Annotated in this window: 24 protein-coding genes; 9 read left to right on the plus strand and 15 right to left on the minus strand. The window is 65.4% G+C overall.

The annotated features are described in order from the left end of the window. Positions 1 to 502 precede the first annotated feature (502 nt). Both N6L27_RS18645 and N6L27_RS18650 read left to right on the plus strand, forming a co-directional pair. On the plus strand, positions 503 to 1,567 hold the full coding sequence (locus N6L27_RS18645; RefSeq protein WP_271908867.1) for a bifunctional transcriptional activator/DNA repair enzyme AdaA: 1,065 nt from the start codon (positions 503 to 505) through the stop codon (positions 1,565 to 1,567). Then, positions 1,564 to 2,307: an isocitrate lyase/PEP mutase family protein gene (locus tag N6L27_RS18650; protein ID WP_271908868.1), complete on the plus strand. Its 744-nt coding sequence runs from the start codon at positions 1,564 to 1,566 to the stop codon at positions 2,305 to 2,307. Before N6L27_RS18645 ends, N6L27_RS18650 begins: the two co-directional genes overlap by 4 nt. Positions 2,308 to 2,325: 18 nt before the next feature. Here N6L27_RS18650 and N6L27_RS18655 read toward each other — a convergent pair whose 3' ends face one another. The 3 genes from N6L27_RS18655 to N6L27_RS18665 all read right to left on the minus strand — a co-directional run bounded on the left by N6L27_RS18655 (position 2,326) and on the right by N6L27_RS18665 (position 4,278). Next, positions 2,326 to 2,703 (minus strand): hypothetical protein, encoded by a 378-nt coding sequence (locus tag N6L27_RS18655; RefSeq protein WP_271908869.1) that lies wholly within the window; start codon positions 2,701 to 2,703, stop codon positions 2,326 to 2,328. Positions 2,704 to 2,730: 27 nt separating this feature from the next. Next, on the minus strand, positions 2,731 to 3,492 hold the full coding sequence (locus N6L27_RS18660; protein WP_271908870.1) for a DUF6478 family protein: 762 nt from the start codon (positions 3,490 to 3,492) through the stop codon (positions 2,731 to 2,733). A gap of 93 nt (positions 3,493 to 3,585) precedes the next feature. Next, positions 3,586 to 4,278 carry a hypothetical protein gene (locus N6L27_RS18665; RefSeq protein WP_271908871.1) on the minus strand — a complete coding sequence of 231 codons (693 nt, stop codon included), beginning with the start codon at positions 4,276 to 4,278 and terminating at the stop codon, positions 3,586 to 3,588. 297 nt (positions 4,279 to 4,575) lie between these two features. On the opposite strand from N6L27_RS18665, the gene N6L27_RS18670 reads away from it, so the two are divergent. The 3 genes from N6L27_RS18670 (at position 4,576) to N6L27_RS18680 (ending at position 7,902) form a co-directional block, all read left to right on the plus strand. Further along, positions 4,576 to 5,466, plus strand: a complete 891-nt coding sequence (locus tag N6L27_RS18670; protein ID WP_271908872.1) for a CPBP family intramembrane glutamic endopeptidase — start codon at positions 4,576 to 4,578, stop codon at positions 5,464 to 5,466. 63 nt (positions 5,467 to 5,529) lie between these two features. Further along, positions 5,530 to 6,480, plus strand: a complete 951-nt coding sequence (gene accD, locus N6L27_RS18675) for an acetyl-CoA carboxylase, carboxyltransferase subunit beta (protein ID WP_271908873.1) — start codon at positions 5,530 to 5,532, stop codon at positions 6,478 to 6,480. Positions 6,481 to 6,633: 153 nt separating this feature from the next. Further along, positions 6,634 to 7,902: a bifunctional folylpolyglutamate synthase/dihydrofolate synthase gene (locus N6L27_RS18680; RefSeq protein ID WP_271908874.1), complete on the plus strand. Its 1,269-nt coding sequence runs from the start codon at positions 6,634 to 6,636 to the stop codon at positions 7,900 to 7,902. 166 nt (positions 7,903 to 8,068) lie between these two features. Here N6L27_RS18680 and N6L27_RS18685 read toward each other — a convergent pair whose 3' ends face one another. From N6L27_RS18685 to N6L27_RS18700, 4 genes are all read right to left on the minus strand, one after another. Further along, positions 8,069 to 8,974, minus strand: coding sequence for a bestrophin family protein (locus tag N6L27_RS18685; protein WP_271908875.1), 906 nt, complete (start codon positions 8,972 to 8,974; stop codon positions 8,069 to 8,071). Then, positions 8,971 to 10,047 carry a cell division protein ZapE gene (gene zapE, locus N6L27_RS18690; RefSeq protein ID WP_271908877.1) on the minus strand — a complete coding sequence of 359 codons (1,077 nt, stop codon included), beginning with the start codon at positions 10,045 to 10,047 and terminating at the stop codon, positions 8,971 to 8,973. Before zapE ends, N6L27_RS18685 begins: the two co-directional genes overlap by 4 nt. A gap of 66 nt (positions 10,048 to 10,113) precedes the next feature. Further along, positions 10,114 to 10,707 (minus strand): hypothetical protein, encoded by a 594-nt coding sequence (locus N6L27_RS18695; RefSeq protein WP_271908879.1) that lies wholly within the window; start codon positions 10,705 to 10,707, stop codon positions 10,114 to 10,116. 239 nt (positions 10,708 to 10,946) lie between these two features. Then, positions 10,947 to 11,510, minus strand: a complete 564-nt coding sequence (locus N6L27_RS18700; protein ID WP_271908880.1) for a carboxymuconolactone decarboxylase family protein — start codon at positions 11,508 to 11,510, stop codon at positions 10,947 to 10,949. Positions 11,511 to 11,668: 158 nt separating this feature from the next. Here N6L27_RS18700 and N6L27_RS18705 point away from each other — a divergent pair, with 158 nt between their 5' ends. Both N6L27_RS18705 and N6L27_RS18710 read left to right on the plus strand, forming a co-directional pair. Further along, on the plus strand, positions 11,669 to 12,271 hold the full coding sequence (locus tag N6L27_RS18705; protein WP_271908881.1) for a TetR/AcrR family transcriptional regulator: 603 nt from the start codon (positions 11,669 to 11,671) through the stop codon (positions 12,269 to 12,271). Positions 12,272 to 12,400: 129 nt separating this feature from the next. Then, complete coding sequence (locus N6L27_RS18710) at positions 12,401 to 13,651, plus strand: MFS transporter (protein ID WP_271908883.1); 1,251 nt, start codon at positions 12,401 to 12,403, stop codon at positions 13,649 to 13,651. Between the two features lie 84 nt (positions 13,652 to 13,735). On the opposite strand, the gene N6L27_RS18715 is transcribed toward N6L27_RS18710, so the two are convergent. Genes N6L27_RS18715 through N6L27_RS18730 form a run of 4 tightly spaced genes read right to left on the minus strand, consistent with a single transcriptional unit; the run spans position 13,736 to position 17,198 of the window. Continuing rightward, entirely contained in the window at positions 13,736 to 14,665 is a 930-nt protein-coding gene (locus N6L27_RS18715; protein WP_271908884.1) for an alpha/beta fold hydrolase, read from the minus strand. Beyond that, positions 14,662 to 15,579: an ornithine cyclodeaminase family protein gene (locus N6L27_RS18720; protein ID WP_271908886.1), complete on the minus strand. Its 918-nt coding sequence runs from the start codon at positions 15,577 to 15,579 to the stop codon at positions 14,662 to 14,664. Before N6L27_RS18720 ends, N6L27_RS18715 begins: the two co-directional genes overlap by 4 nt. A 30-nt stretch (positions 15,580 to 15,609) precedes the next feature. Further along, positions 15,610 to 16,230, minus strand: a complete 621-nt coding sequence (locus N6L27_RS18725; RefSeq protein WP_271908887.1) for an HAD family hydrolase — start codon at positions 16,228 to 16,230, stop codon at positions 15,610 to 15,612. 5 nt (positions 16,231 to 16,235) lie between these two features. Next, on the minus strand, positions 16,236 to 17,198 hold the full coding sequence (locus N6L27_RS18730; RefSeq protein WP_271908888.1) for a DMT family transporter: 963 nt from the start codon (positions 17,196 to 17,198) through the stop codon (positions 16,236 to 16,238). 351 nt (positions 17,199 to 17,549) lie between these two features. Between N6L27_RS18730 and N6L27_RS18735 the strand changes: the two genes are divergently transcribed. After that, on the plus strand, positions 17,550 to 17,888 hold the full coding sequence (locus N6L27_RS18735) for an NIPSNAP family protein (protein ID WP_271908889.1): 339 nt from the start codon (positions 17,550 to 17,552) through the stop codon (positions 17,886 to 17,888). Here the strand turns inward: N6L27_RS18735 and N6L27_RS18740 are convergent. The 3 genes from N6L27_RS18740 to fghA are packed head-to-tail and all read right to left on the minus strand — an operon-like array spanning position 17,885 to position 20,687. After that, a complete protein-coding gene (locus tag N6L27_RS18740) occupies positions 17,885 to 18,343 on the minus strand; it encodes a YaiI/YqxD family protein (RefSeq protein ID WP_271908890.1) in 459 nt (152 codons plus the stop codon). The genes N6L27_RS18735 and N6L27_RS18740 overlap by 4 nt on opposite strands. Then, positions 18,340 to 19,836 (minus strand): Si-specific NAD(P)(+) transhydrogenase, encoded by a 1,497-nt coding sequence (gene sthA, locus N6L27_RS18745; RefSeq protein ID WP_271908891.1) that lies wholly within the window; start codon positions 19,834 to 19,836, stop codon positions 18,340 to 18,342. Before sthA ends, N6L27_RS18740 begins: the two co-directional genes overlap by 4 nt. Positions 19,837 to 19,853: 17 nt before the next feature. Further along, positions 19,854 to 20,687 carry an S-formylglutathione hydrolase gene (gene fghA / locus N6L27_RS18750; RefSeq protein WP_271908892.1) on the minus strand — a complete coding sequence of 278 codons (834 nt, stop codon included), beginning with the start codon at positions 20,685 to 20,687 and terminating at the stop codon, positions 19,854 to 19,856. 228 nt (positions 20,688 to 20,915) lie between these two features. Here fghA and N6L27_RS18755 point away from each other — a divergent pair, with 228 nt between their 5' ends. Further along, positions 20,916 to 21,263, plus strand: coding sequence for a cupin domain-containing protein (locus tag N6L27_RS18755; RefSeq protein ID WP_271908894.1), 348 nt, complete (start codon positions 20,916 to 20,918; stop codon positions 21,261 to 21,263). Positions 21,264 to 21,272: 9 nt separating this feature from the next. Here the strand turns inward: N6L27_RS18755 and N6L27_RS18760 are convergent, their stop codons facing one another. Further along, the gene (locus N6L27_RS18760; protein ID WP_271908896.1) at positions 21,273 to 22,208 is read right to left on the minus strand and encodes an AEC family transporter; all 936 of its coding nucleotides are present in this window, start codon (positions 22,206 to 22,208) and stop codon (positions 21,273 to 21,275) included. Positions 22,209 to 22,332: the final 124 nt, after the last annotated feature.

Genomic DNA, 22,332 nt, shown 5'->3' on the forward strand with positions numbered 1-22,332 from the left:
CAGGGGGCCTGCTCGGACAGGATATCCTGGACGACCCCCTTTTTATCAGGGCCGGTCTCCGGGGTGTCGCGCAGGCAGCCCAAAGATGCCTGCGCCTCGTATCATGGCCCCGCGCGCGGGAACCATGGCGGGGGATCGCGATCTTTTAGCAGTTTGTCATAGGGAAATGAGGATCGCGTGAAGGGGGCGTACGGTGGATGCGCAACACCCTGGCAGAAGTGAACTTTCCCGCCCGGAACAAGGCGCGCAGCGCCGCCGGGCGAGTGCCTGCCGGCAGCGCATTGCCTTGCAAAGCGCGAGAGGCCGCCCGCACGGGCTGGCGCTTTGGCGGACGTAGTGTTCCATTGAGAATTCGTACGGACGCGGCTGGTATAAACTGCCCAGCACCAGTGTTGCAGCGCCACCCCGCGGGCAGGCGCTCGCCCGGCTGGGTCGCAATGTTTTGACAATAAACGCCCGATATCCGGCGTACTGGCGGGGCGGGCTGGGCTATGGTCACCGCATGATGTTTGACCTGCCTGATTCCCGCGCGCTCTACCAGGCGCTGCTTGACCGCGACGCCGCCTATGAGGGCCGCGCCTATGTCGGCGTGACCTCCACCGGCATCTTCTGCCGGCTGACCTGCCCGGCGCGCAAACCCAAGTTTGAAAACTGCCGGTTTTTTGCCACGCCAGGTCAGTGCATCGAGGCGGGCTTCCGTGCCTGCAAGCGCTGCAAGCCGCTGGCAGCGGCGGCGGGTGATGATCCGGTGGTGCAGGACCTGCTGGCGCGGCTGGAGGAACGGCCCGCCTACCGCTGGGGCGAGGATGATCTGCTGCGGCTGGGGCTGGATGCGTCCACCGTGCGGCGCGCCTTCAAGCGGCATTTCGGCATGACCTTTCTGGAGATGGCGCGCCAGCGCCGCCTGCGCGAGGGGTTCACGGCGCTGAAGGCCGGGGAGCCGGTGATTGCGGCGCAAATCGATGCCGGTTTCGAAAGCGCCAGTGCCTTCCGTGCGGCCTTTGCCAAGCTGGTTGGGATTGCGCCGGGTGCGTTCCGCAAGGATGCGCTTCTGCTGGCGGATTGGATCGACACGCCGCTGGGGGCGATGATTGCGATCAGCTGCGCCCATCAGCTGCATCTCCTGGAATTTGCCGACCGCAAGGCGCTGCCGCGGGAGGTGGCCAGGCTGCAAAAGGCGCAGCCCGGCGGTCTGGGGTTTGGTCGCCCCGCGCCGACGGAACAGGTTGCCGAAGAGCTGCGCCACTTCTTTGCCGGTGAAGGCGCGGACTTCCGGACCCCGCTTGCGCTGCATGGCACTCCGTTTGAACGCGAGGTCTGGCAGCGGCTGCTGGCCATCCCGGCCGGCGAGACCCGCAGCTATTCGCAGCTTGCCGCGGAGATCGGGCGCCCCTCGGCCACGCGGGCGGTGGCGCGCGCCAATGGCAGCAACCAGCTGGCTTTGGTGGTGCCCTGCCACCGGGTGCTGTCAGCCGATGGTTCGCTGACCGGCTATGGCGGCGGCCTGTGGCGCAAGCAGCGGCTTATCGAGATTGAAACAGGCTACAGACAGAGGATTTCAGCATGACATATTCAGAGCGCGCCCAGGCGTTTGCGGCGCTGCATCAGCCGGGCAACCCGGTGGTTTTGTACAACATCTGGGATGCGGGCAGCGCCAGGGCGATTGCCGGGGCGGGCGCCAAGGCCCTGGCGACCGGCAGCTTCCCGGTGGCGGCAGCGCAGGGGTTTGCGGACGGCGAACAGGTGCCGCTGGAGTTTGTGCTGGGCAACGCAGAGCGCATCGTGGCCGCCACGGAGCTGCCCGTCACCATTGATTTCGAGGGCGGATACGCCCGCGGGCCGGAGCAGCTGACCGCCAATGTGAAACGGCTGGCAGAGACCGGTGCAGTGGGCCTCAACTTTGAGGATCAGGTGGTCGGCGGCGACGGCTTTTACAGCATCGAAGAACAGGCCCGCCGGGTGGCCGCGGTGCGGGCGGCCGATGCGGATATCTTTGTGAATGCGCGTACCGATCTGTTTCTGAAGGAAAAGGACGCCGCCAAACACGCCGGTCTGGTGCCGGAGGCGCTGGAGCGCGCGGCGGCCTATGCGGAAGCCGGCGGCAGCGGGGTCTTTGTGCCGGGCCTGTCGGACCCTGATCTGATTGCGCGGGTCTGCGAGGGCTGTCCGGTGCCGGTCAACACGATGATGCGCGGCATCACGCTGGAGACCGCAAGGCAGGCGGGTGTGGCGCGCTGCAGCTATGGCCCGATCCCGCATGCGAAACTGATGCAGGTGCTGGCCGCGCATTTCCAGGCGCTGGAATAAGCGTTCAGGGGCAGGCCCCTACATCGTTTCCAGGCAGTGGCGGCGGAAGGCGCGCTTCAGCATGTCAAGCTCGGCGCGCAGCAGCTCCACTTCGGCGCGCAGGTCGTCCGCTACTGCCTCGCCTGCGATCAGGGTGAAATCGCCCAGCCGGGTGCTGCCGGCGGCATCGAAGATCACGAAGGTTTGCACCCCGTCGGCCACGGCCTCTGGCGGCACAGGCACGGCCACCAGCCAGTCTCCGTCTTTCTGGCCCTCGGTCAGAACCACGTCCCTGACCGGCTGATCCTGGAACATCACGGTGATTTCGGGCCGCGCACCGGTGGCGGGGGCATTGCTGATCTTGCCCTCCCAAATGCCGTTGCGGAAGCGGATCTTGGTCAGTGTCAGATGGCTCATGTCGGGTCACTCACGGGGTAGGGCTCCTCAGATCGCCGCGCGGCGGTGGCGCGAGAAGGTCAGGTCGCGCAGGACCACCTGGTTCAGGTCGGGGGCTTCAAAGATCAGGTCGAGCCAGATCTTCTCGATCCGTTTTTCGTTCAGCTTGGAATAGGCCAGGTCGAATTCGACCACGATGTTCTTGTCGTCCTGGGGCAGCTCGCGCACCAGCTGTTCGGTGTTGGGGCCGTGCTGGATGTTGAGGCGTGCGAAGATCTCGATCGGTTTCTCGGATTCGATGATGCTGTCGATACGCAGCAGGTGCTGGCGGGTGATGCCCTGTACCGCCTCGGGCGGCAGGTCGATCACCAGCGACAGGAAGGAGCCGTCGAATTTGAACACATCCATGCGCAGGCCGAAGGGGGCGAGGTCCTCCTCGCGGGTGTTGCGGAGCTGGCGCAGGGTCAGTTCGGAAACGCTGCAGTCGTGGAACAGCTGTACCTCATCGCCCAGGCGGGCCTTGGGCGGGACTTCGGCAAGACCGCGTTCCGGCAAGGGGCCGCGCCACATCTGGGGCCGCCAGGACCAGTCGGTGCCATGCGGGCGCGGAAAGAAGGAGGAGCCGATCTGCGGCAGTGCCAGGCGGCCGTCGGCGGTGTGGATGAGCCGGTCCAGATGGGTGCGCAGCTGGCGCGCCTGGTTGCGCTGGCGGCGCAGTTCCGACAGCGGCGCGCGCGAGGAGTCCTCAGCCGCGGCGCGCCAGCGGCGCAGGCTGCGCAGGTGAAACAACCGGTCCATGATCCTGCCCATCGTGCTCTCTCTTGCCTGTTAAAAGGTCTTGCTTGCCCGTCCGGCCGCGGCTGCCGGCCGCCGTGGAGCTGGCGGCAGTGTAACCGGGCGGGGCTATTGAAATAAACCGGCAATCCGCTGGCGCAGCCCGCGTTTTTTTCCTGTTCCGGCAGTGCCGTCCGCCGCCAGTGCCTGCAATTCAGCCGGGCGCGGCTGCGGGCGCAGACCCGGTCCTGGCGCTGCCGGCGCGGGACGAGGTGCTGTTGCCGCGGTTTCCAGTGCTGGCAGGGTGGAGGCCTCCAGCGTGCGGTGGGTCATCTCGTTCAGAAGGGCGGCACCGTGGCTGCCAAGCGCCCGGCTGCCCTCGGGCGCGTAAAGCGCCAGCGCAATCAGGTGGCGGTCGAGCACAAAGGCGCCGCGCCAGTGGACCGGGCTGGCGCTGTCGGCAACGGCGCCGGGGAACTCCAGCTTGACCAGCGGCAGCAGCTGGTCCTCGCGGGTTTCAAGCACCTTGGCGCCCGGGAACATGGCTGCGATGTCGGTGGCCTGCGGTGCGGCAACCGCGGTCTTTGCGGGACCGATCGAGGCGGTGAGCACCGCAGACTTGCGGGCGCCGAACCAGTTCTGGCGCCCCATGCGGCTGCAATGAGCCAGAAGCGCAAAGCCGCCGTTCTTGTCGGGCTGGCTGCTGCGCCGGTCAAAACAATAGGCGCCAGGTGCCGCCAGCAGCACATCGCCGCCGCCAAAGGACATCACCTGGACCCCGCTCTGCGGCGCCTGGCTGGCGGTGCGGGAGGCAAAGGGCATCCCTTGGGGCGCGGGGCTGCATCCCGCCGCTGCGAGGGCTGCGAGCACAATCGCCGCCGCCGCGCCGCGCCGCGTGGGCGTCTTTCCGCCGGGCGCGGCAAAAGGCACGGGTTTCCCGTTGCTTGTTCTGATCACTGCTGGTCCTGCCGGTCTTGTTTTTTACGGGAATCATTACGGAGCCGGGGGCGGGGCGGCAAGGCTGAACCGCCACCAGGCGTGCCTGGCTTGCCTTGGCGTTGCAGCAATGCATAACGTGGGCCGGATTGCAGCCGGATCGCGGAGCGGCGCGGAGGACCTATGCACGACAGGTACAGCTACAGGGCGCATGAGGCGCTGGTGCGCTACGCCCGGCACCAACCGGCGCTGTGGCGGCTGATGCTGGGGCTGGTGCTGGTGGCCTCGGTCAGCTTTGCCCTGACGGCGGCGCTGCAGGTGGTGGTGGCGGGGATGTTCCCGGGCGACTGGCTCTTGGGGCTGGCCGATGGCAGCACACCGGGTGCGATGCTGGTGCTCTTGGGCAGTTTTGCCTTTCTGTCGCTGGGGGTGGCGATGGCGGCGCGGCTGTTCCACCAGCGCGGCTTTGCCACCGTGACCGGCCATCTGCGCCCGCTGCTGCATCAGTTCGGGCGGGTCAGCCTGTATCTCTTGGGTCTCAGCCTGCTGCTGATGGCCTTGCCGCCCTATGACATGGGGCCGCCGATGACCCGGAACCTGCCGTTCTGGACCTGGTTCGGACTGCTGCCGCTGTCTATCGCCGCGGTGCTGGTGCAGACCGGATCGGAGGAGATCCTGTTCCGCGGTTATATCCAGCAGGCGCTGGCGGCGCGGTTCCGCCACCCTGCGGTCTGGCTGCTGGCGCCCTCGGCGCTGTTTGCACTGGGCCATTACCTGCCGACCGAGGCCGGGGACAACGCGCTGGTGATCACCGCCTGGGCCGGGCTGTTCGGGGTGCTGATGGCGGACCTGACGGCGCGGGCCGGCACGCTGGGGCCTGCGATGGCGGTGCATTTCTTCAACAACGTCACTGCTCTGTTGCTGTTCGGCTCCCCCACCAGCCTCAATGGGCTGGCGCTCTATCTGATCCCCTTTGATCTGGCCGACGTGCAGGCGCTGCGGCCGTGGATGGCGGTGGATTTTCTTCTGATGGGTGTCAGCTGGCTTTGCGCGCGGCTTGCCATACGCCGCTGATTGCAATTGCGGCAAATGCGCCTTATCTGGGGGGCAAACCGCGCCCCCGGAGAGGCAAGCAATATGAACTGGATCACCAACTACGTCCGGCCCAAGATCAACTCGATCTTTTCGCGCCGCGAAGTGCCCGAGAACCTTTGGCAGAAATGCGATGAATGCGGCACCATGCTGTTTCACCGCGAGCTGAGCGACAATCAGAACGTCTGCACCAGCTGCGGCCATCACATGAACATCACCCCGCGCGACCGGTTCACCGCGCTGTTCGACGGCGGTGTCTTCACCGAGATCGCGGTGCCGGAGCCGCTGACCGATCCCTTGAAGTTCAAGGATCAGAAGAAATACCCCGAGCGGATCAAGGCGGCGCAGAAGAAGACCGGCGAGAAAGACGCGATGCTTGTGGCTGCCGGTGAGATCGGCCGCACCCCGATTATCGCTGCTGCGCAGGACTTCACCTATATGGGCGGGTCCATGGGCATGTATGTGGGCAACGCCATCATCGCCGCGGCTGAGGAAGCGGTGAAGCTGGGCCGTCCGCTGGTCTTGTTCTCGGCGGCTGGCGGCGCCCGGATGCAGGAAGGCATCCTGTCGCTGATGCAGATGCCGCGCACCACCGTTGCGGTGGAGATGCTGAAAGAGGCGGGGCTGCCCTATATCGTGGTGCTGACCCATCCGACCACCGGCGGGGTGACAGCGTCTTATGCGATGCTGGGCGATGTGCATATCGCGGAGCCGAACGCGCTCATTTGCTTTGCCGGTCCCCGGGTGATCGAGCAGACCATCCGCGAGAAGCTGCCCGAGGGGTTCCAGCGCGCTGAATACCTCTTGGACCACGGCATGCTGGACCGGGTGACCCCGCGCACCGAGATGCGCGAAGAGCTGATCACCATCATCCGGATGCTGATGGGGCTGCCGCCGCAGGTGGCGGGCGATCTGCCCGCGCCGGAACAGGAAGAGGCCGCCAAGGCCGCAAATGCGCTGGCGGATGGCGCAGTCAGCGAAGAAGCTGCCGAGTAACTTCGATTATATACCATTGCCTGGCCGAAGGCCGGGCAGCGCCCGTCCCGCCCCCCACGGGGCGGGCGCTTCGCTTCCCACCCCGCCGGGACGGGCGCTGCCCTTTGCGTACAAGCAGCTCTTAGGATTGTCCGGCTGAACAGGACCAGGCTGATGACCCAGACCTCCGACGCGATCCTCGCCCGCATGATGGCGCTGCACCCCAAGATCATCGACCTGACGCTGGACCGGGTCTGGCGGCTCTTGGCGGCGCTGGATAATCCGCAGGAAAACCTGCCGCCGGTGATCCACCTGGCAGGCACCAATGGCAAGGGCTCGACCCAGGCGATGATCCGGGCGGGGCTTGAGGGGATGGGCAAGAGCGTGCACGCCTATACCTCGCCGCATCTGGCGCGCTTCCATGAGCGGATCCGGCTGGCGGGTGAGCTGATCTCGGAGGCACATCTGACGGAGGTGCTGGACGAGTGCTATGCCGCGAACAACGGCGATAACATCACCTATTTCGAGATTACCACGGTGGCGGGGCTGCTGGCGTTTTCGCGCACGCCTGCGGATTACACGCTGCTGGAGGTGGGACTGGGCGGGCGTCTGGACGCCACCAACGTGATCACGCCGGAGGTGTCGGTGATCACCCCCATTTCCATCGACCACGAGCAGTTCCTGGGCAACACGCTGGCCAAGATCGCGGGCGAAAAGGCGGGTATCATCAAGCGCGGCGTGCCGGTATTGGTTGGCCCGCAGCCTGAGGAGGCGATGGAGGTGATCGAAGCCACCGCCGCCCGCCTGGGTGCGCCGCTGATTGCCTATGGCCAGCACTGGCATGTCTGGGAAGAGCGCGGCCGGCTGGTGTTTCAGGATGAAAACGGCCTGCTGGATCTGCCGCTGCCCGCATTGCTGGGCGCGCATCAGATCCAGAACGCGGGCGCTGCGCTGGCAGCGCTGCGCCACTTGGGCGCCGGTGAGGCGGCCTGCGAGGCTGCCATGGCAAACGCCGAGTGGCCCGCGCGGATGCAGAAGCTGAAGGCCGGCCCGCTGATCGAGGCCGCGCCGGAGGCCGAACTGTGGCTGGACGGCGGCCACAACGCAGCTGCAGGCATTGCGCTGGCGGATGTGCTGGCGAAACTGCCGGCGCGTCCGACGCATCTGATCTGCGGCATGCTGAACACCAAGGACGTGAGCGGCTATATGGCCCCGCTGGCGCCGCATGCGGCCAGCCTGACCGCGATTTCGATCCCGGATGAGGTGAACACGCTGAGCGCCGAAGAGACCGAAGCCGCGGCCCGATCGGTGGGCATCGAGGCAGGCACGGCGGAGAGCACGATGGCGGCGCTGCAGGCGATCACCGCCAAGGACCCGCAGGCGCGGGTGCTGATCTGCGGCTCGCTCTACCTGGCGGGCCATATCCTGCGCGAAAACGGCTGAATTGCGTCGGGGCGGGGGAGGCTCTCCCGCCCGGCTTCGACCTGCCGGTCTCACCCCGTTGGGCCGGGCGCCGCTGACGCGGCGCCTCTCCTGTTCATCTGGCCGGAAATATCCCGGGGGTGAGGCCAAAGGCCGAGGGGGCAGCGCCCCCTGACCCGTTCAGCCGCTAGTCCAGAACGTGGTTCACCGGCTCCAGCCGGGGCGGCACCTCGCGTCCCAGCGCGTTGCAGACAGAGATTTCCATCACCCGGCACAGGGCGCTGAGCGGCACCGAGTTGGCCTGTTTGCGGAACGGGTGTTCCAGCTCATGGGTTACCCGGGCGAGGCCGAAGAAGACATAGGCTGCCACTGCCGCCACCAGCGGTTCGAACCAGCCGGCGCTTTCCAGCAGGGCAAAGGGCAGGAGCAGGCAGTAGAGGTAGGTCGTGCGCCAGACCAGCAGGGAATAGACGAAGGGCAGGGGGGTGGTCAGCAGCCGCTCGTTCCCGGCCTGGGCTGCGGGGAAGGCGGCCAGCCGTTCAGCCAGGGCGCGCTGGCCGAAGCCGTCGATGCGGCCGTCCTCTGCCATTTCTCGCAGCCGGGCAGCGATGTCGCGCAAGGCGGCGTTGGGGCTGTTTTCTGTTTGCATCAGCGCCTCTGCCGCCTCTGCCCCGACCCAGTGCTCCACCGTCTCCCGCACCTCATCGCCGCGCAGCTGGGCGCGGTGCAGGTGGTGAAAGGCAAGGATGCGGGTCAGGATGAAGTCCTCGTCCGGGCCGTGGCCCGCAAAGATCCTGAGTTCCTGCGCCAGGCTGCGCACGTCAGAGACCATGCGCCCCCAGATCTTGCGCGCCTCCCACCAGCGTTCATAGGCGGCATTGTTGCGGAAGCTGAGGAACAGCGACAGCGACAGGCCGAAGACGCCCATGGCGCCGATGGAAATCTGCGGCATCGCGATGACATAGCGGTCCAGCAGCAGCAAGAGCAGCGCCCAAAGCGCGGTGGCTGCAATGTCGGGCAGGATGCGCGGCACCACCGATCCGTTCAGGATCAGGAAGGTCTCCCACCGGCTGGGCGTATCACGGACAATCATGGCGTTTCGCTGCCCCAGTCCTTGTCCTGCATTTCGCGCAGGCGCGAGGCGGTGCGTTCGAATTCAAACGTGCCCTCGCCCTCGACATAGAGCATTTCGGGCTGCGCCGCGGCGGAGCAGATCAGCCGCACCCTGGCCTCGTACAAAGCGTCGATCAGGGTGACGAAGCGCTTGGCCTCGTTGAAGTTGTTGCGGCTGAGGCGGGGGATGTCCTCCAGCACCAGCACCTTCACCTCTTCGGCGATGGCGAGGTAGTCGCCCGGCCCCAGCATCTTGCCGCACAGGTCATAGAAAGTGGCGCGCGCCACCCCGTTGCGGAAGGCGGGCAGGGTGACCTCGCGGCCCTTCACCTCCAGCGTCAGCGGTTGCGCCGCGCCGCCGCCCGACAGATCCTGCCAGATCGCGCGGATCTGCGCGCGGGCCTCGCCGTCCACGGGGGCGAAATAGACCTGCGCGCCGGTCAGCCGGTGCTGGCGGTAGTCGGTTTTGCTGACCATTTCATGCACCGCCATATGCTCCTTGATCAGGCCGATGAAGGGCAGGAACAGCTGGCGGTTGAGGCCGTTTTTGTAGAGATCATCCGGCACCCGGTTGGAAGTGGTGATCACGGTGACACCTGCGGCAAAGAGCGCCTCGAACAGGCGGCCCACGATCATCGCATCGGTGATGTCGGTGATCTGCATCTCGTCAAAGGCCAAGAGCCGCACCGACTCCGCCACCTCGGCCGCCGCCGGGGCCAGCGCGTCCTCGACGCCGTCCTGGCGGGCCTGATGCATCCTGGTGTGGATTTCCTGCATGAAGGCGTGGAAATGCACCCGGCGCGAGGGGATGCCGTCCAGGCTGTCTACAAAGAGGTCCATCAGCATCGACTTGCCGCGCCCGACCCCGCCCCAGAGGTAGAGGCCCTGCACCGGTTCAAATTCCGCCTTGCGGAAGAAGCCGCGCTTCACCGGCGGTGCCATCAGCCCTGCGGCAATGCGGTCGAAATGGGGAAGCACGGCCTCCTGGGCCGGATCAGGCTTCAATTCGCCTGCGTCGATCTTCTGCCGGTACAGCGTGGTCAGATGGGTCATGGGGACAGGGATAGCGCGGGGCGCGGGGGATGGGAAGCACAGGATTGGGAGCGGCAGCCCGGCGGGTCAGCGGAACCTGTCCTGCGTCAAGGCGATGAAATTTTCGACCGTCTTCAGCCCGCGGTCTTCCTGCTCCTGCAGCAGCCCGTTGACCAAATGGCGGGTGGCTGCTGCGTGCTCCAGCTCAGCTGCGCTGGTGCCATAGGCAATGCCGTAGCGCCCCAGTTCGTGGTTTCGGGTCCATTCCGCGCGGCTGGCGTAGACCCCGGGGATCACCACGCTCTGGCAGCCGCAGATGGCGGCATACTGGGAATAGAAGGTGGCCTCGTCATAGGAATAGAAAGTGTCGCAGCGGTTGAAGATCTCCGCGATCTCCTCATGCGGAAGGCCGTCAACCGGAATGGCGTTTTCCGTCTCGGGGATGCGGTCCTTGTGCGCGCCCTTGCGGACGATGCAGCAGGCCCCGCTGCGGCCGGCACGGTTCTGGTTCCGGTAGGCCGGGTTGCGGCGCCACAGGAACAGTTCCGGCGCGCCGCCGGTGATATCCGGGATGTCGGACATTTTGCCTGCGCAGAAGAACATCTCCCCTTCGGTGAACTCAAAGGGGTCCTTGATGCCGGGCGTGTAAAGCAGCCAGCGGGAGGAAATGCCGTTGGTCACTGGCAAGTCATCCGCGCTGCGTCAGTAACGCAGGCCCGCGGGCGCCGAATACAGCGGCACATAGTGGAACGGGGTGATGATGCTTGCCTCGCTTTGGCAGGCGATGCGTGATCAGGCGAGGCGTTGAGGACGGACAGCCAAGGCGATGAATAAGGCCGGGCAGCAGAGGCCCGGCCAGGAGTTTTCGCATTGCTTCGGCGATTGGCGGCGCTGGCAGAAAGCCCGAACCGCCGCGCCGGTTATTCGGCGGCCTGGGCGGGTTGCCATGCAAAGGGCTGGAACATCTTGTCCACCGGAGTGTGGGCCAGGTGATTGGTGTAGTTCGACATCACTTTCTGGGCATAGCCAAGAATGACCCCCAGCATGTTGCGGGTGCTGAAGCCGGCCGCGAGAAAGGCCTGCATATCCTGTTCAGAGACATGGCCGCGCTCCCGCACCAGTGTCAGGGTAAAATCGCGCAGAGCCTCAAGACGTGCGGTAGGCAGCGGGGTCTGATCGCGCAGGGCTTTGCTGATGGCATCATCGACTTTCATGCTTTTGGCGAAGGCAGTGTGGGCCGGCACGCAGTAGCCGCAGCCGTTTTCAACGTTGATTGCCTGCCAGACAACGGTGAGCTCCTCGGCGGTAAAGCCTGAGTCCACGAATTGGGCATGAACCGCATGGTAGGATTTCAGAAGTTCCGGGGCCTCGGCCATGACGGCATAAAGGCCGGGAATGGCGCCATAGGCCTTCTTGGCATTTTCCAGAAGGTCCCGGCTGGCTTCGGGGGCGGTGGTTTCGTCGTGCATTGTGAAATTGGTCATCGTGGATCCTGTGGTTGGCAATGTTGCGTCTTGTCCGGGCAATATGGCGAGTTTGAGTGATTGCTCAATGGGGGAAGTTGAGCAATCACTCAAATGTGATGCTCAGGGCATTCATTAGCGGCAAGACAAAACGGGAAATCTGGCGTATTCATCGGGCTATGCCACGCGCGCAGCCATATGACCGTGATGCCGCATTGGACGCGGCGCTGACCCTTTTCTGGCGAAAAGGGTATTACGCGACGTCGTTGAAAGACATCGAAGCAGCGCTGAACATGAAGCCGGGCAGCATCTATGCTGCTTTCAACAACAAGGAAACGCTGTTTGGCCTGACGCTGGAGCGGTACTTCCGCAAACAGCATGCGGATTTTGTATCGACGCTCAAGGCGGCGGCGTCACCGCTGCAGGGGCTGGCGGACTATCTGCGCCGCTTTGCCCGGCTGCCGCTGGATGATCCGCAGCGCAGCAGCTGCATGCTGGTCAAGACGCTTCTTGGCGCAACCGAGCAGGACGCCAAGCTGGGGGAGCTTGCAGGGCAGTACATCGATCAGATGATTGCCGAAATGGCTGCAGCGTTTGAGCTGGCAAAGCAGCTTGGGGAGTTGCCCGGGGAGGCTGATGCAGCTCATTTGGCGCGCCGCTATCAGGCTGATCTGACTGCTTTGGGGTTTGAGGCCTCCCGGCGGATCAGCCGCGAGGAGCTGGCGGTCTCAGCCGAGGAGCTGGCGCAGAAAATCGAGGCTATGCGCGTGAGGCAGACCTAGGCTTCGTGGTATCGTGCAGGCCGTTCGCGGCGCCTCACATCAAATATTCTTAATGATGCGCTCAAAATTCCTGATTTGACCGTTTGGCAGATTTCCCTGACAGTTCACCGGCTTATCAGGAGAAAGCCGATGGACCGTTCCGCGCCACTGTTTACCCCCGTTCTGATCGTCGGCTGCATCATCATCATGGTGAGTTTTGCGGTGCGCGCCTCCTTTGGGGTCTTTCAGATCCCGATCGCCGAGGAGTTCGGCTGGCTGCGCTCGGAGTTCTCCTTGGCGATTGCCATCCAGAACCTGGCCTGGGGTATCGGGCAGCCAATCTTCGGCGCCATTGCCGAGAAGATCGGCGATCGCAAGGCGATCATCATGGGTGCCATCGTTTATGCCGCTGGTCTGGTGCTGAGCGCCTGGTCAACGACGCCGTTTGAGATGCAATCCTATGAATGGCTGGTGGGATTTGGCATTGCGGGCACCGGGTTCGGCGTGGTGCTGGCGGTGGTCGGGCGGGCCAGTTCCGACGAGAACCGGTCCATGTCGCTGGCGATTGTGACCGCTGCGGGGTCTGCCGGGCAGATCTTCGGCGCGCCGACGGCGGAGTGGCTGCTGGGTTTCCTGCCCTGGCAGACGATTTTCCTGCTGTTTGCCGGCGTGGTGCTGGCGCTGGTTGCGCTGCTGCCGCTGATGCGCGCGCCGGAGGCGGCCAGCAAGATGGAACTGGAAGAGAGCATGGGCGCGATCCTGAAGAAGGCGTTCAAGGATCCGTCTTACACCCTGATCTTTCTCGGCTTCTTCAGCTGCGGCTATCAGCTGGCCTTTGTCACCGCGCATTTCCCGGCCTTTGTCACTGAGATGTGCGGGCCGATCCTGCCGGGCGGGGCGCTGCATTCCATTGGCATCACCACCACCTCGGCGCTGGGCGCGGCGGCGATTTCGCTGATCGGCGCGGCCAATGTGGGCGGCACGCTGCTGGCGGGCTATCTGGGCAAGCGCTATTCCAAGAAATACCTGCTGGCGGCGATCTATACCGGGCGGACCATTGCGGCTGCGGCCTTCATCCTGTTCCCGATCACGCCGCTGAGCGTCATCATCTTCTCCGTTGCGATGGGGTCGCTGTGGCTGGCGACGGTGCCGCTGACCTCTGGGCTGGTCGCGCATATCTACGGCCTGCGTTATATGGGGACGCTCTATGGCATCGTGTTCTTCAGCCACCAGCTGGGCAGCTTCCTGGGCGTTTGGCTGGGCGGGCGGATGTATGATGCCTATGGCGACTACACCCTGGTCTGGTGGATCGGGGTCGGCGTCGGGGCGTTCAGCGCAATTGTGCACCTGCCGGTGAAGGAGCGGCCGCTGGCGCAGACGGCAGTCCCGGCGGCGGCGTAACGCGGCTGGCCCGCCGGGAGGCGGGCTGTGCGTTGCAGGTCGTATCGACCTGAAAGGCGCTGTCGCCGCGCCCTGCCACAGCTGTCAGAGCAACCCGCGGCGGTGGTTTGCCGCGATGATCTCCAGCACGTCCTCGGTGTGGGTATAGGGCAGGCCGTGGCCGGCGCCGGGGACCTCCTCCTGGCGGACAGAGCGGGCGCGCTCGGCCAGGCGGCCGGCGGCGGTCTGCGGGATCACCGCGTCGTCCTGCCCCCAGATCGCCAGTGCGGGCACGCCTTTCTGGTGCAGGCCGCGCAGTTCCGCGGTGAAATCCTCGTTCAGGATGCCGCGCAGCGAGGCGAGCACGGCAGGGATGAAGCCGCGGTACCGCAATTCCTGCTGCTGCAGGTCGACGATGCCGGGCACCGAGGAAGGGAGATTGCGCTCAGCCTCGGTGCCGCGGAGATGCAGGGACGGGTAGATCGCGTGGATCAGCCAGTCCCCGATCAGCGGAACATGGCGGATGATCTGCGTCACTCGGTCCGGGCTGCGCCCGAAACCGGCAGGTGCCAGCAGGATCAGCTCGCGCAGGCGTTCGGGATGGGCCGCGGCAAAGGCGGTGGCGATGGCGCCGCCCATGGAATAGCCGATCAGGGTAATATCATCGCCGGCCTCCTGATCCTCCAGCAGCTCCTCCAGCTGGCTGAGGAAGAAGGCGCGGTCCTGCAGGCCGGAGGGCCGGTCAGAGTAGCCGCGCCCGTAGAGGTCGTAGGTCAGCACCCGATAGCCCATGGCGCCCAGTCCCTTGGCGATGCCGTTCCAGGCAAAGGACGGCGTGGTAAGCCCGTGCACGCAAACTGCGACGGGACCGCGATGCGGGCCGGTCCAGCGGTAGTGGGTGCAGCCGCCGGGCAGCTGCGCCAGCGCGCCGGGGGCGGTCTGCCGGGCCTGGGCAGTCATCGGCTTACGCAGGTGCTCGCGCAGGAAGGGGGCCAGGGCGATGGCAAGGACGGCAAGGAGCAGCAGCCAGATCATGTGCGGGCCTTCCACTTTTGCAGGATGTGGTGGCTGGTCATCAGGTCGAGATGGGCGCCGCCGCCGTTCTTGAACAAGGTGATTTGCCCGGGGTCATAGGCGGGGAACCGGCTGAGGCTGTAGAAATCCGCCAGCACATCGCTGCGCTGGATGGTGCCTTCGGCCAGCGGGATCTTGAATTCGCCGATGTGGTCCAGCGTGGTGCCGAAGCTGTCGCAGTAGATCTGCGCGCGCTTCAGGGCAACGTCGTCGGCTTCGCGCATGTCGGGGCGGTAGGCGCCGATCAGGTTGAGGTGCTGGCCGGCGCGGAGCCATTCGCCCTTGATCACCGGATCCGAGGACATGGTGCAGGTGACGATGATGCCAGCGGCACGCACCGCCGGTTCCAGATCGGGGGCGTGCTTGGTGCCGGGGTACTGGGCACAGAGTTCCTGCGCCTTGGACGCGGTGCGGTTCCAGACCCGGATCTGCGCCTGCGGGAAACCGGCGGAGAAGGCCTCGATCAAGGAGCCGCCAACGGTGCCGGCGCCGACGATCAGCACTTCGCGGGCGTCCGGGTCGGCCAGCCGCAGCGCGCCCAGCAGGCTGTCGCCCGCGGTTTTCCACTTGGTCACCAGGTGGAAATCCACCAGCGCCTCCAGCGTGCCGTCGGCGTCGGAATAGAGGCACACCGAGCCGTTGATCATCGGCTTGTCGGCCTCCGGATTGCCGGGGAAGACATTGGCGGTTTTCACTGCCAGCCCCATGCCGTCGATCCAGGCGGATCGGCTGAGCAGCGTGTCGGATCCGCGGTAGAGGAAGGTGTCGCCGATCTCTGCCTCGGGCAGATCGTGGCTGGCGGCCAGCGCCTGTGTGAAGCTTTTCCAGCCGAGCAGTGCCTCGCCCTCGTCAAAGCCTATGATCGGGAAGGTCATGGGCGCCTTGTCCTCCTGTTGCGGGCCGTCTCAGGCGGCGTCTTGTCCGGATAGCAGGCCCGCCTGCACCAGCCGCGCCGCGAAAGGCGCGGGGGCGGTGAACAGATGGGTCTGCCAGCCGCGCGCATCGGCGGCGGCGATGTTTTCCGGGCGGTCGTCGGTGAACAGCAGCCGGTCCGGCGCCACCCCGGTTTCGCGTTCGAGAATGGCATAGATTTCCGGGTCCGGCTTGATGCATTTCAGATGCGCAGAGACAAATGTGCGGTCAAAGCTGCACAGGAACGGGTAAGCGGCGCAGGCGGTTTCGAAGGTTTCCGCGCCGAAGTTGCTGAGGGCGAAAACCGGCGTGCCCTTGGCCTGCAGTGCCTGCATCAGGCGGACGGAATGGGGGATCTCTCGAGGGACCATCTGCAGCCAGGAATCGTGCCACCAGCGGATTTCCTCAGTCCACTCCGGGTGCTGGTCCGCCAGGGCGTAGACGCTGCCGCGGAAGGGGTGGCCGCGGTCGACGTTCAGGTTCATCTCGTGCAACGGCACCTGGTCGAACAGCTGCTGGCGGCGGGCGGCGCCGATGCGGCTGTCGTAAAAGCGTTCCGGCTCCCACTCGATCAGCACACGGCCAATGTCGAAGACGACGGCGTCAATAGGCATCGCGTTCAGCCTTCTGCGCGCGGGCGGGGCCGCGGGGCGGGGCGGTTACGGCGGGTCTCGCGCCAGACGGAGACCAGGCCGGAGGCAATGATCAGGGCGCTGCCGGACCAGACCTGCAGGTCGGGCCATTCGTTGAAGATCAGCACGCCCCAGAGGACCGACATCGGCATCGCGATGTATTCAAAGGGTGCCGCAAGCGCCGCCTCGTTCATGCGGTAGGCCTGGCTGACCAGATAGCCGCCGGCGGAGCCTGCGATGCCGACGCCGATCAGATAGGGCCAGTCCTGTGGCGCGGGCCAGATCCAGGCGCGCAGGATGAAATCGAAGGCGGGGCTGTCGCCGGTGGCAAAACGCCCGTCGCCAAAGATCAGCCCGGCCAGCGCGCTGAGAAGCAGAAAGCCCAGCATCGGGTAGAAGGCGAGCGTCGCCCCGGCCTCGGACCCGCCTGCGCGGCGGGTCAGCACATGCAGGGTGGCATAGCCGCAGGCGCCAAGGAGCGGCAGGATCGCGGCAGGCTGGAAGGTGTCCGCGCCCGGGCGCATGATGATCAGCACGCCCAGGAACCCGGCCACCACCGCGCCCCAGCGCCAGGGGCCGGGGCGCTCGCCCAGAAACAGGGCTGACAGGGTGGTGACGATGAGGGGCGTGGCAAAGGCGATGGCCACCGCCTCGGCCAGCGGCAGCAGGGTGAGGCCGGTGAAGAAGCAGATGTTGGCAAAGAACACCACCAGGCAGCGCAACAGGTGCAGTTTCGGCTGGTGGGTGCGCAAGAGGTGATAGCCGCCCTCCAGCGGCATGATGATGGCGAGCATTACGGCGACGGCGATTACAGAGCGGAACAGCACCATTTCATAGAGCGGATAGTCGCCCGACAGGAACTTGAAGATCATGTCGATGATGGAGAAAGCGATGCCAGCACCGGCGGCGGCAAACAGGCCGGGGACGCTGACCTTCATCTCTGCGCTCATGCCGTTGCCCTCCCGTCTCCTGCCCTTGATCAGTGGCGGATTTGATCTGACCGGGCAATGGGCCGGGGCGGAAAAATGCAATTTTTCCGGGCAAAATTCCGGGCCGGAATTTTGGGCCGCGGAACGCTGGGGTTAGGTGATTGGGGAGGGGATGGATTTCCTGCTGAGAAGCGGTTCAGGTGCAGGCCTTCCCCTGAACGCGCCTGATCGAGTGTGGGGCGGCGCCTTGACCCGGGCGCAGGCCTGTGGGGGTGCACATTTGCGTTTGCGAACTGGGGGATCACGCAATGTCATTGGGCAAGGCGGGCGCGTGGCCCTAGGTTTGGCCGCGAACCAGCACATGAGGCGGCCATGATCACCTGTTACATCACTTATGAAATTCACCCGGACAAGGTTGAGGCCTTTGAAATCTACTCCAAGGCCTGGATCCCGCTGGTGGAGCGGTTCGGGGGCACCCATCACGGCTATTTCCTGCCGCATGAAAGCGCCAATGATCTGGCGGTGGCGCTGTTTTCCTTCCCGTCTCTGGCGGCCTATGAGGAGTATCGCGCCAAGAGCTTTGAGGATGCGGATTGCCTGGCGGCGTTCCAGTTCGCCCGGGAGAACGGCATTGTCCGGCGCTATGACCGGACCTTCCTGCGGCCTGTTCTGGAGGGCGATCTGGCGCCGCTGAAGGCTGCGATGGCTTAGCGGCCTGCCTTGGCCGCGCGCAGTTCGCGCTCCAGCGCATCCAGGAAGCGGGAGCGGTCGGCCTTGGTGAAGCCCTTGCCGCCGCCCTGCATGCCCAGCGGGTTGGCGGCGCGCAGGTCGGCCATCAGGTCGCGCATCGCCAGCTGCTGGCCGATGTTTCCTTCCGTAAACCGCTCGCCGTTGTGGCGCAGGACGCGGGCGCCGGCCTCGATGCATTTTGCAGCGAGCGGGATGTCGCCCGTCACCACCACATCGCCCGGCCCGCAGCGCTCTGCGATCCACATGTCGGCCACATCGGCGCCCTCGGCCACGATCACGGTTTCCACCAGCGGGTTCTGCGAGGGCCGCAGCCCGCCATTGGAGACCACGAACATGCGCAACCCGTGGCGGGTGGCGACCCGCTCGGCCTCCTGCTTCACAGGGCAGGCGTCGGCGTCGATGTAAAGCGCGGTCACTCTGCCGCCTTCTTCTCTGGGGAAGGGGCTTTCTCTGCCTTGGTCTCGGGTTTGGCCTTGGCCTTGCGGGCGGGTTTCTTCACCTTGAACTCTTCCGGGATCGGCATCCGGTTGAAGGCGTCGAGACCGGCGATCTTGTAGGCCTCGGCCAGGGTCGGGTAGTTGAAGGTGTTCTGCACGAAGTAGTCCACCGTGCCCTTGAGGTTCAGCACCGCCTGGGCAATGTGGATCAGTTCCGTCGCGCCTTCGCCGACGATCTGCACGCCCAGCACCCGGCGGGTTTTCAGCGAGAACAGCATTTTCAGCATGCCGTGCTCCAGCCCCATGATGTGGCCGCGGGAGGTTTCGCGGAAGCGGGCGACGCCGACCTCATAGGGAATACCGCGCTCTTTCAGCTCTTCCTCGGACATGCCGCAGGTGGACATTTCCGGTACCGAGTAGATGCCATAGGGGTACCAGGGGCTTTCCGGCAGGGTCGGGGTTTCCAGCGCGTGGCAGGCGGCAACGCGGCCCTGCTGCAGCGAGGTGGAGGCGAGCGACGGGTGGCCGATCACATCGCCGGCGGCATAGATATGCGGCACCGCGGTCTGGTAGGTCTTGCGGTCCACGCTGAGGCGGCCGCGGTGGTCGGTCTGGAGGCCGACGGCCTCGAGGTTCAGGGCGGAGGTGGCGCCCATCCGGCCGGCCGCAAACAGCAGCATTTCAGAACGCACATGGCGGCCGTTTTCGAGGGTGACTTCGACATGCTCGCCTGCGTCCTCGATGCTTTCGACCGCGGAGCCGAGCCGCAGGTCTACGCCGTTTTCGCGGATCTGGTGGGTGAAGTCCTGGATCAGGGTCTTGTCGATGAAGTCGAGGAAGGTCTCGCGCGGCTCGATCAGGGTGACGCGCACGTCCAGGGCGGAGAACATAGTGGCGTATTCCACCCCGATCACACCGGCGCCGATCACGGTGAGGGAGCGCGGGATCTCGGCCATCTCCAGGAACTCGTCGCCGTCCACAACGGTCCTGCCGTTGAAGGGCACATATTCCGGGCGGTAGGTCTTGGTGCCGGTGGAGATCAGGAATTTCTCTGCCGTCAGCCGGGTGGTCTCGCCTGCTTCGGTGGCGACCTCGACCTCATTCGAGCCGATGAATTTCGCCAGCCCCAGCAGGGTGTCCACATGGTTGCGGTTGAACTGGTGCTCCAGCACGTCGACCTCGTAATCGAGGGTCATGTGCAGGCGTGCCTTCAGGTCGTTGGCCTCGATCTGGTCCTTCACCCGGTAGGAGCGGCCGTAGAACGAGCGCTCGCGCCAGCCGGAGAGGTTCAGCACGGTTTCGCGCAGGGTCTTTGACGGGATGGTGCCGGTGTGCACCGACACGCCGCCCAGCCGGTCCTTGCGGTCGATCACCAGCACCCGGCGGTGCAGTTTGCCCGCCTGGATGGCGGCGGCGCGGCCCGAGGGGCCGGAGCCGATGATGATCAGGTCATAATCAAAGTCTTCACTCATGGCCGCGTCCTTTGGTCTTAGTTCTGGTACAGCGCGTCGGCGTGGAAGGAGACATGCTCCTCCATGAAGGTCGACACGAAGAAATAGCTGTGGTCATAGCCCGGCTGCATCCGCAGGGTGGCCTGCTGGCGGCGCTCGGCCACCGCATGGGCCAGCGCCTCGGGCTTCAGGAGGTCGATGAACTGGTCGGCGGTGCCGGTGTCGATCAGGACCGGGCCGTCGAAGCCCTTTTCGCGCATCATCAGGGTGGCGTCATGCTTGGCCCAGGCGGCTTCATCGTCGCCCAGATAGGCGCTCAGCTGCTTGCGGCCCCAGTCCGATGCGGTCGGGTTGGAGATCGGCGCAAAGGCGGAAACCGACTTGTAGCGGCCCGGCAGGTTCATCGCCAGCGTCAGCGCGCCGTGGCCGCCCATGGAATGGCCGGTGATCGCCTGGCGGTCCAGGTCGATGGCGAATTTCTCGCCCAAGAGCGCGGGCAGTTCCTCGGCGACATAGTCCCACATGCGGAAATGCGGCGCCCAGGGGTTTTGCGTGGCGTTCACGTAGAAGCCTGCGCCCTGGCCCAGGTCATAGGCGTCATCATCCGCCACGCCTTCGCCGCGGGGGCTGGTGTCGGGGAAGACGATGGCGATGCCCTGTTCGGCGCACCACGCCTGGGCACCCGCTTTGGTCATCGCGTTTTCATGGGTGCAGGTGAGGCCCGAGAGGTACCACAGCACCGGCACCGGGCCGTCCTTGGCTTCCTCCGGCAGGAACAGGCCAAAGGTCATGTCGCCGCCGGTGGCGGTGCTGGCGTGTTTGTAGACGCCCTGGGTGCCGCCAAAGGCGCGGTTCTCGGAAACGGTTTCCATGGGTGAGGCTCCTCAAAATCTGTTAGCCCTACCGCTACCTGCTGATGGCCTCAGGGTCCAGCGGATGGGCGGCAGCTATGCCGGTTTTTGCGGCACAAGGATTGCGAATTCGCAAACATCCGGGGCTTTGGCCGCCGGGCGGGTGCCGCATTTGCGCAAGGGAGTGCTGGACAGCCAGTGCGAAACCCGGGACAGTCCGCAGCCAAGGCAAGAGGGAGGCACAGGGCCATGAGCGATTTTCTGAGACTGACACCGGAGGCCGCGGACGCGGACGCGGAGGTGGAACGCCCGGCGGCGGAGAAGGTGCTGGCAGGGGATCCGGTCTTCACCACCTGGAACGCAGAGGAGCGGGACGGGCTTTACTGCGGCATCTGGCAGTCGACGCCGGGCAAGTGGCGGATTTCCTATGACGAGTGGGAATACTGCCGGATCCTGCAGGGGCGCTCGGTGATCACCAGCGACGACGGCAGTGAGTATGCGCTGGCAGCGGGCGACAGTTTCATCCTGCGGCCCGGCTTCAGCGGCACCTGGGAGGTGATTGAGACCACCCGCAAGGATTATGTGATCCGGCTCTGATCCGGAGGGTCAGGAGACCCAGGCGATCACGGCCGGCACGGTGACGATTGACACCACGGTGGAGATGAAGATTGCGGCGGAGGCCCGGTGCGGGGCCACGCCGTAGTGCTGCGCCAGCATGTAGACATTGCCCGCCACCGGCAGCGATGCAGCAGCGATGGCAACGGCGGCAGAGAACGGCGCCGCCGGGATCAGCCACAGCACGGCGACGGCAACGCAGACCGGGTGCAGCACCAGTTTGGCAAAGCTGAGCCAGCCGGAGATATGCACCCGCTCCGCCGACTTGGAGGCCAGCGAGGCGCCGATGGCAAACAGCGCGCCCGGCGTGGCGGCGCCGCCGAGGATGGTGAGGAAATCATTTGCCGGGCCCGGAATCGGCAGGGTGGAAGCCGACCAGGCGAGGCCTGCGACAATGGACAGGATCATAGGGTTTTTCAGGAGGCCCAGACCGACCAGTTTCAGGGTTGCCGGCCCCAGGTTCGATCCTTGGCCCTGGCCGCGGCCTGCGTTGATCAGAATGACGATCAGCGAGGAGAACACCACCAGATCAACGCTGAGCACCACCATCATCGGCGCCACCGAGGCCGGACCGAAAAGGATCGCCATCATTGGCAGGCCCAGGAAACCCACATTGCCGATCGCCGCGCATTGCGCTTCCACCGCTGCGGTGGGCACGTCCAGGCCGCGGGCCATGGCGACGGCTGTCACCAGTAAATAGACCGCCAGCGTGCCGGCCAGGTAGCCAAAGATCAGCGTTGGGTCGAAGACCTCGGCAAAGGACAGGTTGGCGGCAAAGCCGAAGATCATCGCCGACAGCGGGAAGTAGAAGACGAAGCGGGTGAGGTAGGCGGTGGCTTCCTCGGTGAAAAACCGGCTGCGCCCGGCCCAGTAGCCAAGGCCGATGATTGCGAAGAAGGGCAGGGTGCGGAAGAAGATCTCGGCCATGGGGATTGGTAACAAGAGCTGACCAATTGGCAAAGGCTGTTTTTTTGGCAGGTTTTGAACGGGCAGGGGGCTGCTCCCGCCTGTTCATGGGCAGTCCAGGGACTGCCCTTCACAGTTGGGCGTG

It is taken from the genome of Leisingera sp. SS27 (assembly GCF_028368855.1).
In the GTDB taxonomy this organism is placed as follows: Bacteria; Pseudomonadota; Alphaproteobacteria; order Rhodobacterales; family Rhodobacteraceae; genus Leisingera.

What these genes read in the sequence shown, in the direction of transcription:
- N6L27_RS18645 (WP_271908867.1), top strand. Translation starts at nt 503, where the DNA reads ATGATGTTTGACCTGCCTGATTCCCGCGCGCTCTACCAGGCGCTGCTT.
- N6L27_RS18650 (WP_271908868.1), top strand. Translation starts at nt 1,564, where the DNA reads ATGACATATTCAGAGCGCGCCCAGGCGTTTGCGGCGCTGCATCAGCCG.
- N6L27_RS18655 (WP_271908869.1), bottom strand. Translation starts at nt 2,703, where the DNA reads ATGAGCCATCTGACACTGACCAAGATCCGCTTCCGCAACGGCATTTGG.
- N6L27_RS18660 (WP_271908870.1), bottom strand. Translation starts at nt 3,492, where the DNA reads ATGGGCAGGATCATGGACCGGTTGTTTCACCTGCGCAGCCTGCGCCGC.
- N6L27_RS18665 (WP_271908871.1), bottom strand. Translation starts at nt 4,278, where the DNA reads ATGCCCTTTGCCTCCCGCACCGCCAGCCAGGCGCCGCAGAGCGGGGTC.
- N6L27_RS18670 (WP_271908872.1), top strand. Translation starts at nt 4,576, where the DNA reads ATGCACGACAGGTACAGCTACAGGGCGCATGAGGCGCTGGTGCGCTAC.
- accD (WP_271908873.1), top strand. Translation starts at nt 5,530, where the DNA reads ATGAACTGGATCACCAACTACGTCCGGCCCAAGATCAACTCGATCTTT.
- N6L27_RS18680 (WP_271908874.1), top strand. Translation starts at nt 6,634, where the DNA reads ATGACCCAGACCTCCGACGCGATCCTCGCCCGCATGATGGCGCTGCAC.
- N6L27_RS18685 (WP_271908875.1), bottom strand. Translation starts at nt 8,974, where the DNA reads ATGATTGTCCGTGATACGCCCAGCCGGTGGGAGACCTTCCTGATCCTG.
- zapE (WP_271908877.1), bottom strand. Translation starts at nt 10,047, where the DNA reads ATGACCCATCTGACCACGCTGTACCGGCAGAAGATCGACGCAGGCGAA.
- N6L27_RS18700 (WP_271908880.1), bottom strand. Translation starts at nt 11,510, where the DNA reads ATGACCAATTTCACAATGCACGACGAAACCACCGCCCCCGAAGCCAGC.
- N6L27_RS18705 (WP_271908881.1), top strand. Translation starts at nt 11,669, where the DNA reads ATGCCACGCGCGCAGCCATATGACCGTGATGCCGCATTGGACGCGGCG.
- N6L27_RS18710 (WP_271908883.1), top strand. Translation starts at nt 12,401, where the DNA reads ATGGACCGTTCCGCGCCACTGTTTACCCCCGTTCTGATCGTCGGCTGC.
- N6L27_RS18715 (WP_271908884.1), bottom strand. Translation starts at nt 14,665, where the DNA reads ATGATCTGGCTGCTGCTCCTTGCCGTCCTTGCCATCGCCCTGGCCCCC.
- N6L27_RS18720 (WP_271908886.1), bottom strand. Translation starts at nt 15,579, where the DNA reads ATGACCTTCCCGATCATAGGCTTTGACGAGGGCGAGGCACTGCTCGGC.
- N6L27_RS18725 (WP_271908887.1), bottom strand. Translation starts at nt 16,230, where the DNA reads ATGCCTATTGACGCCGTCGTCTTCGACATTGGCCGTGTGCTGATCGAG.
- N6L27_RS18730 (WP_271908888.1), bottom strand. Translation starts at nt 17,198, where the DNA reads ATGAGCGCAGAGATGAAGGTCAGCGTCCCCGGCCTGTTTGCCGCCGCC.
- N6L27_RS18735 (WP_271908889.1), top strand. Translation starts at nt 17,550, where the DNA reads ATGATCACCTGTTACATCACTTATGAAATTCACCCGGACAAGGTTGAG.
- sthA (WP_271908891.1), bottom strand. Translation starts at nt 19,836, where the DNA reads ATGAGTGAAGACTTTGATTATGACCTGATCATCATCGGCTCCGGCCCC.
- fghA (WP_271908892.1), bottom strand. Translation starts at nt 20,687, where the DNA reads ATGGAAACCGTTTCCGAGAACCGCGCCTTTGGCGGCACCCAGGGCGTC.
- N6L27_RS18755 (WP_271908894.1), top strand. Translation starts at nt 20,916, where the DNA reads ATGAGCGATTTTCTGAGACTGACACCGGAGGCCGCGGACGCGGACGCG.
- N6L27_RS18760 (WP_271908896.1), bottom strand. Translation starts at nt 22,208, where the DNA reads ATGGCCGAGATCTTCTTCCGCACCCTGCCCTTCTTCGCAATCATCGGC.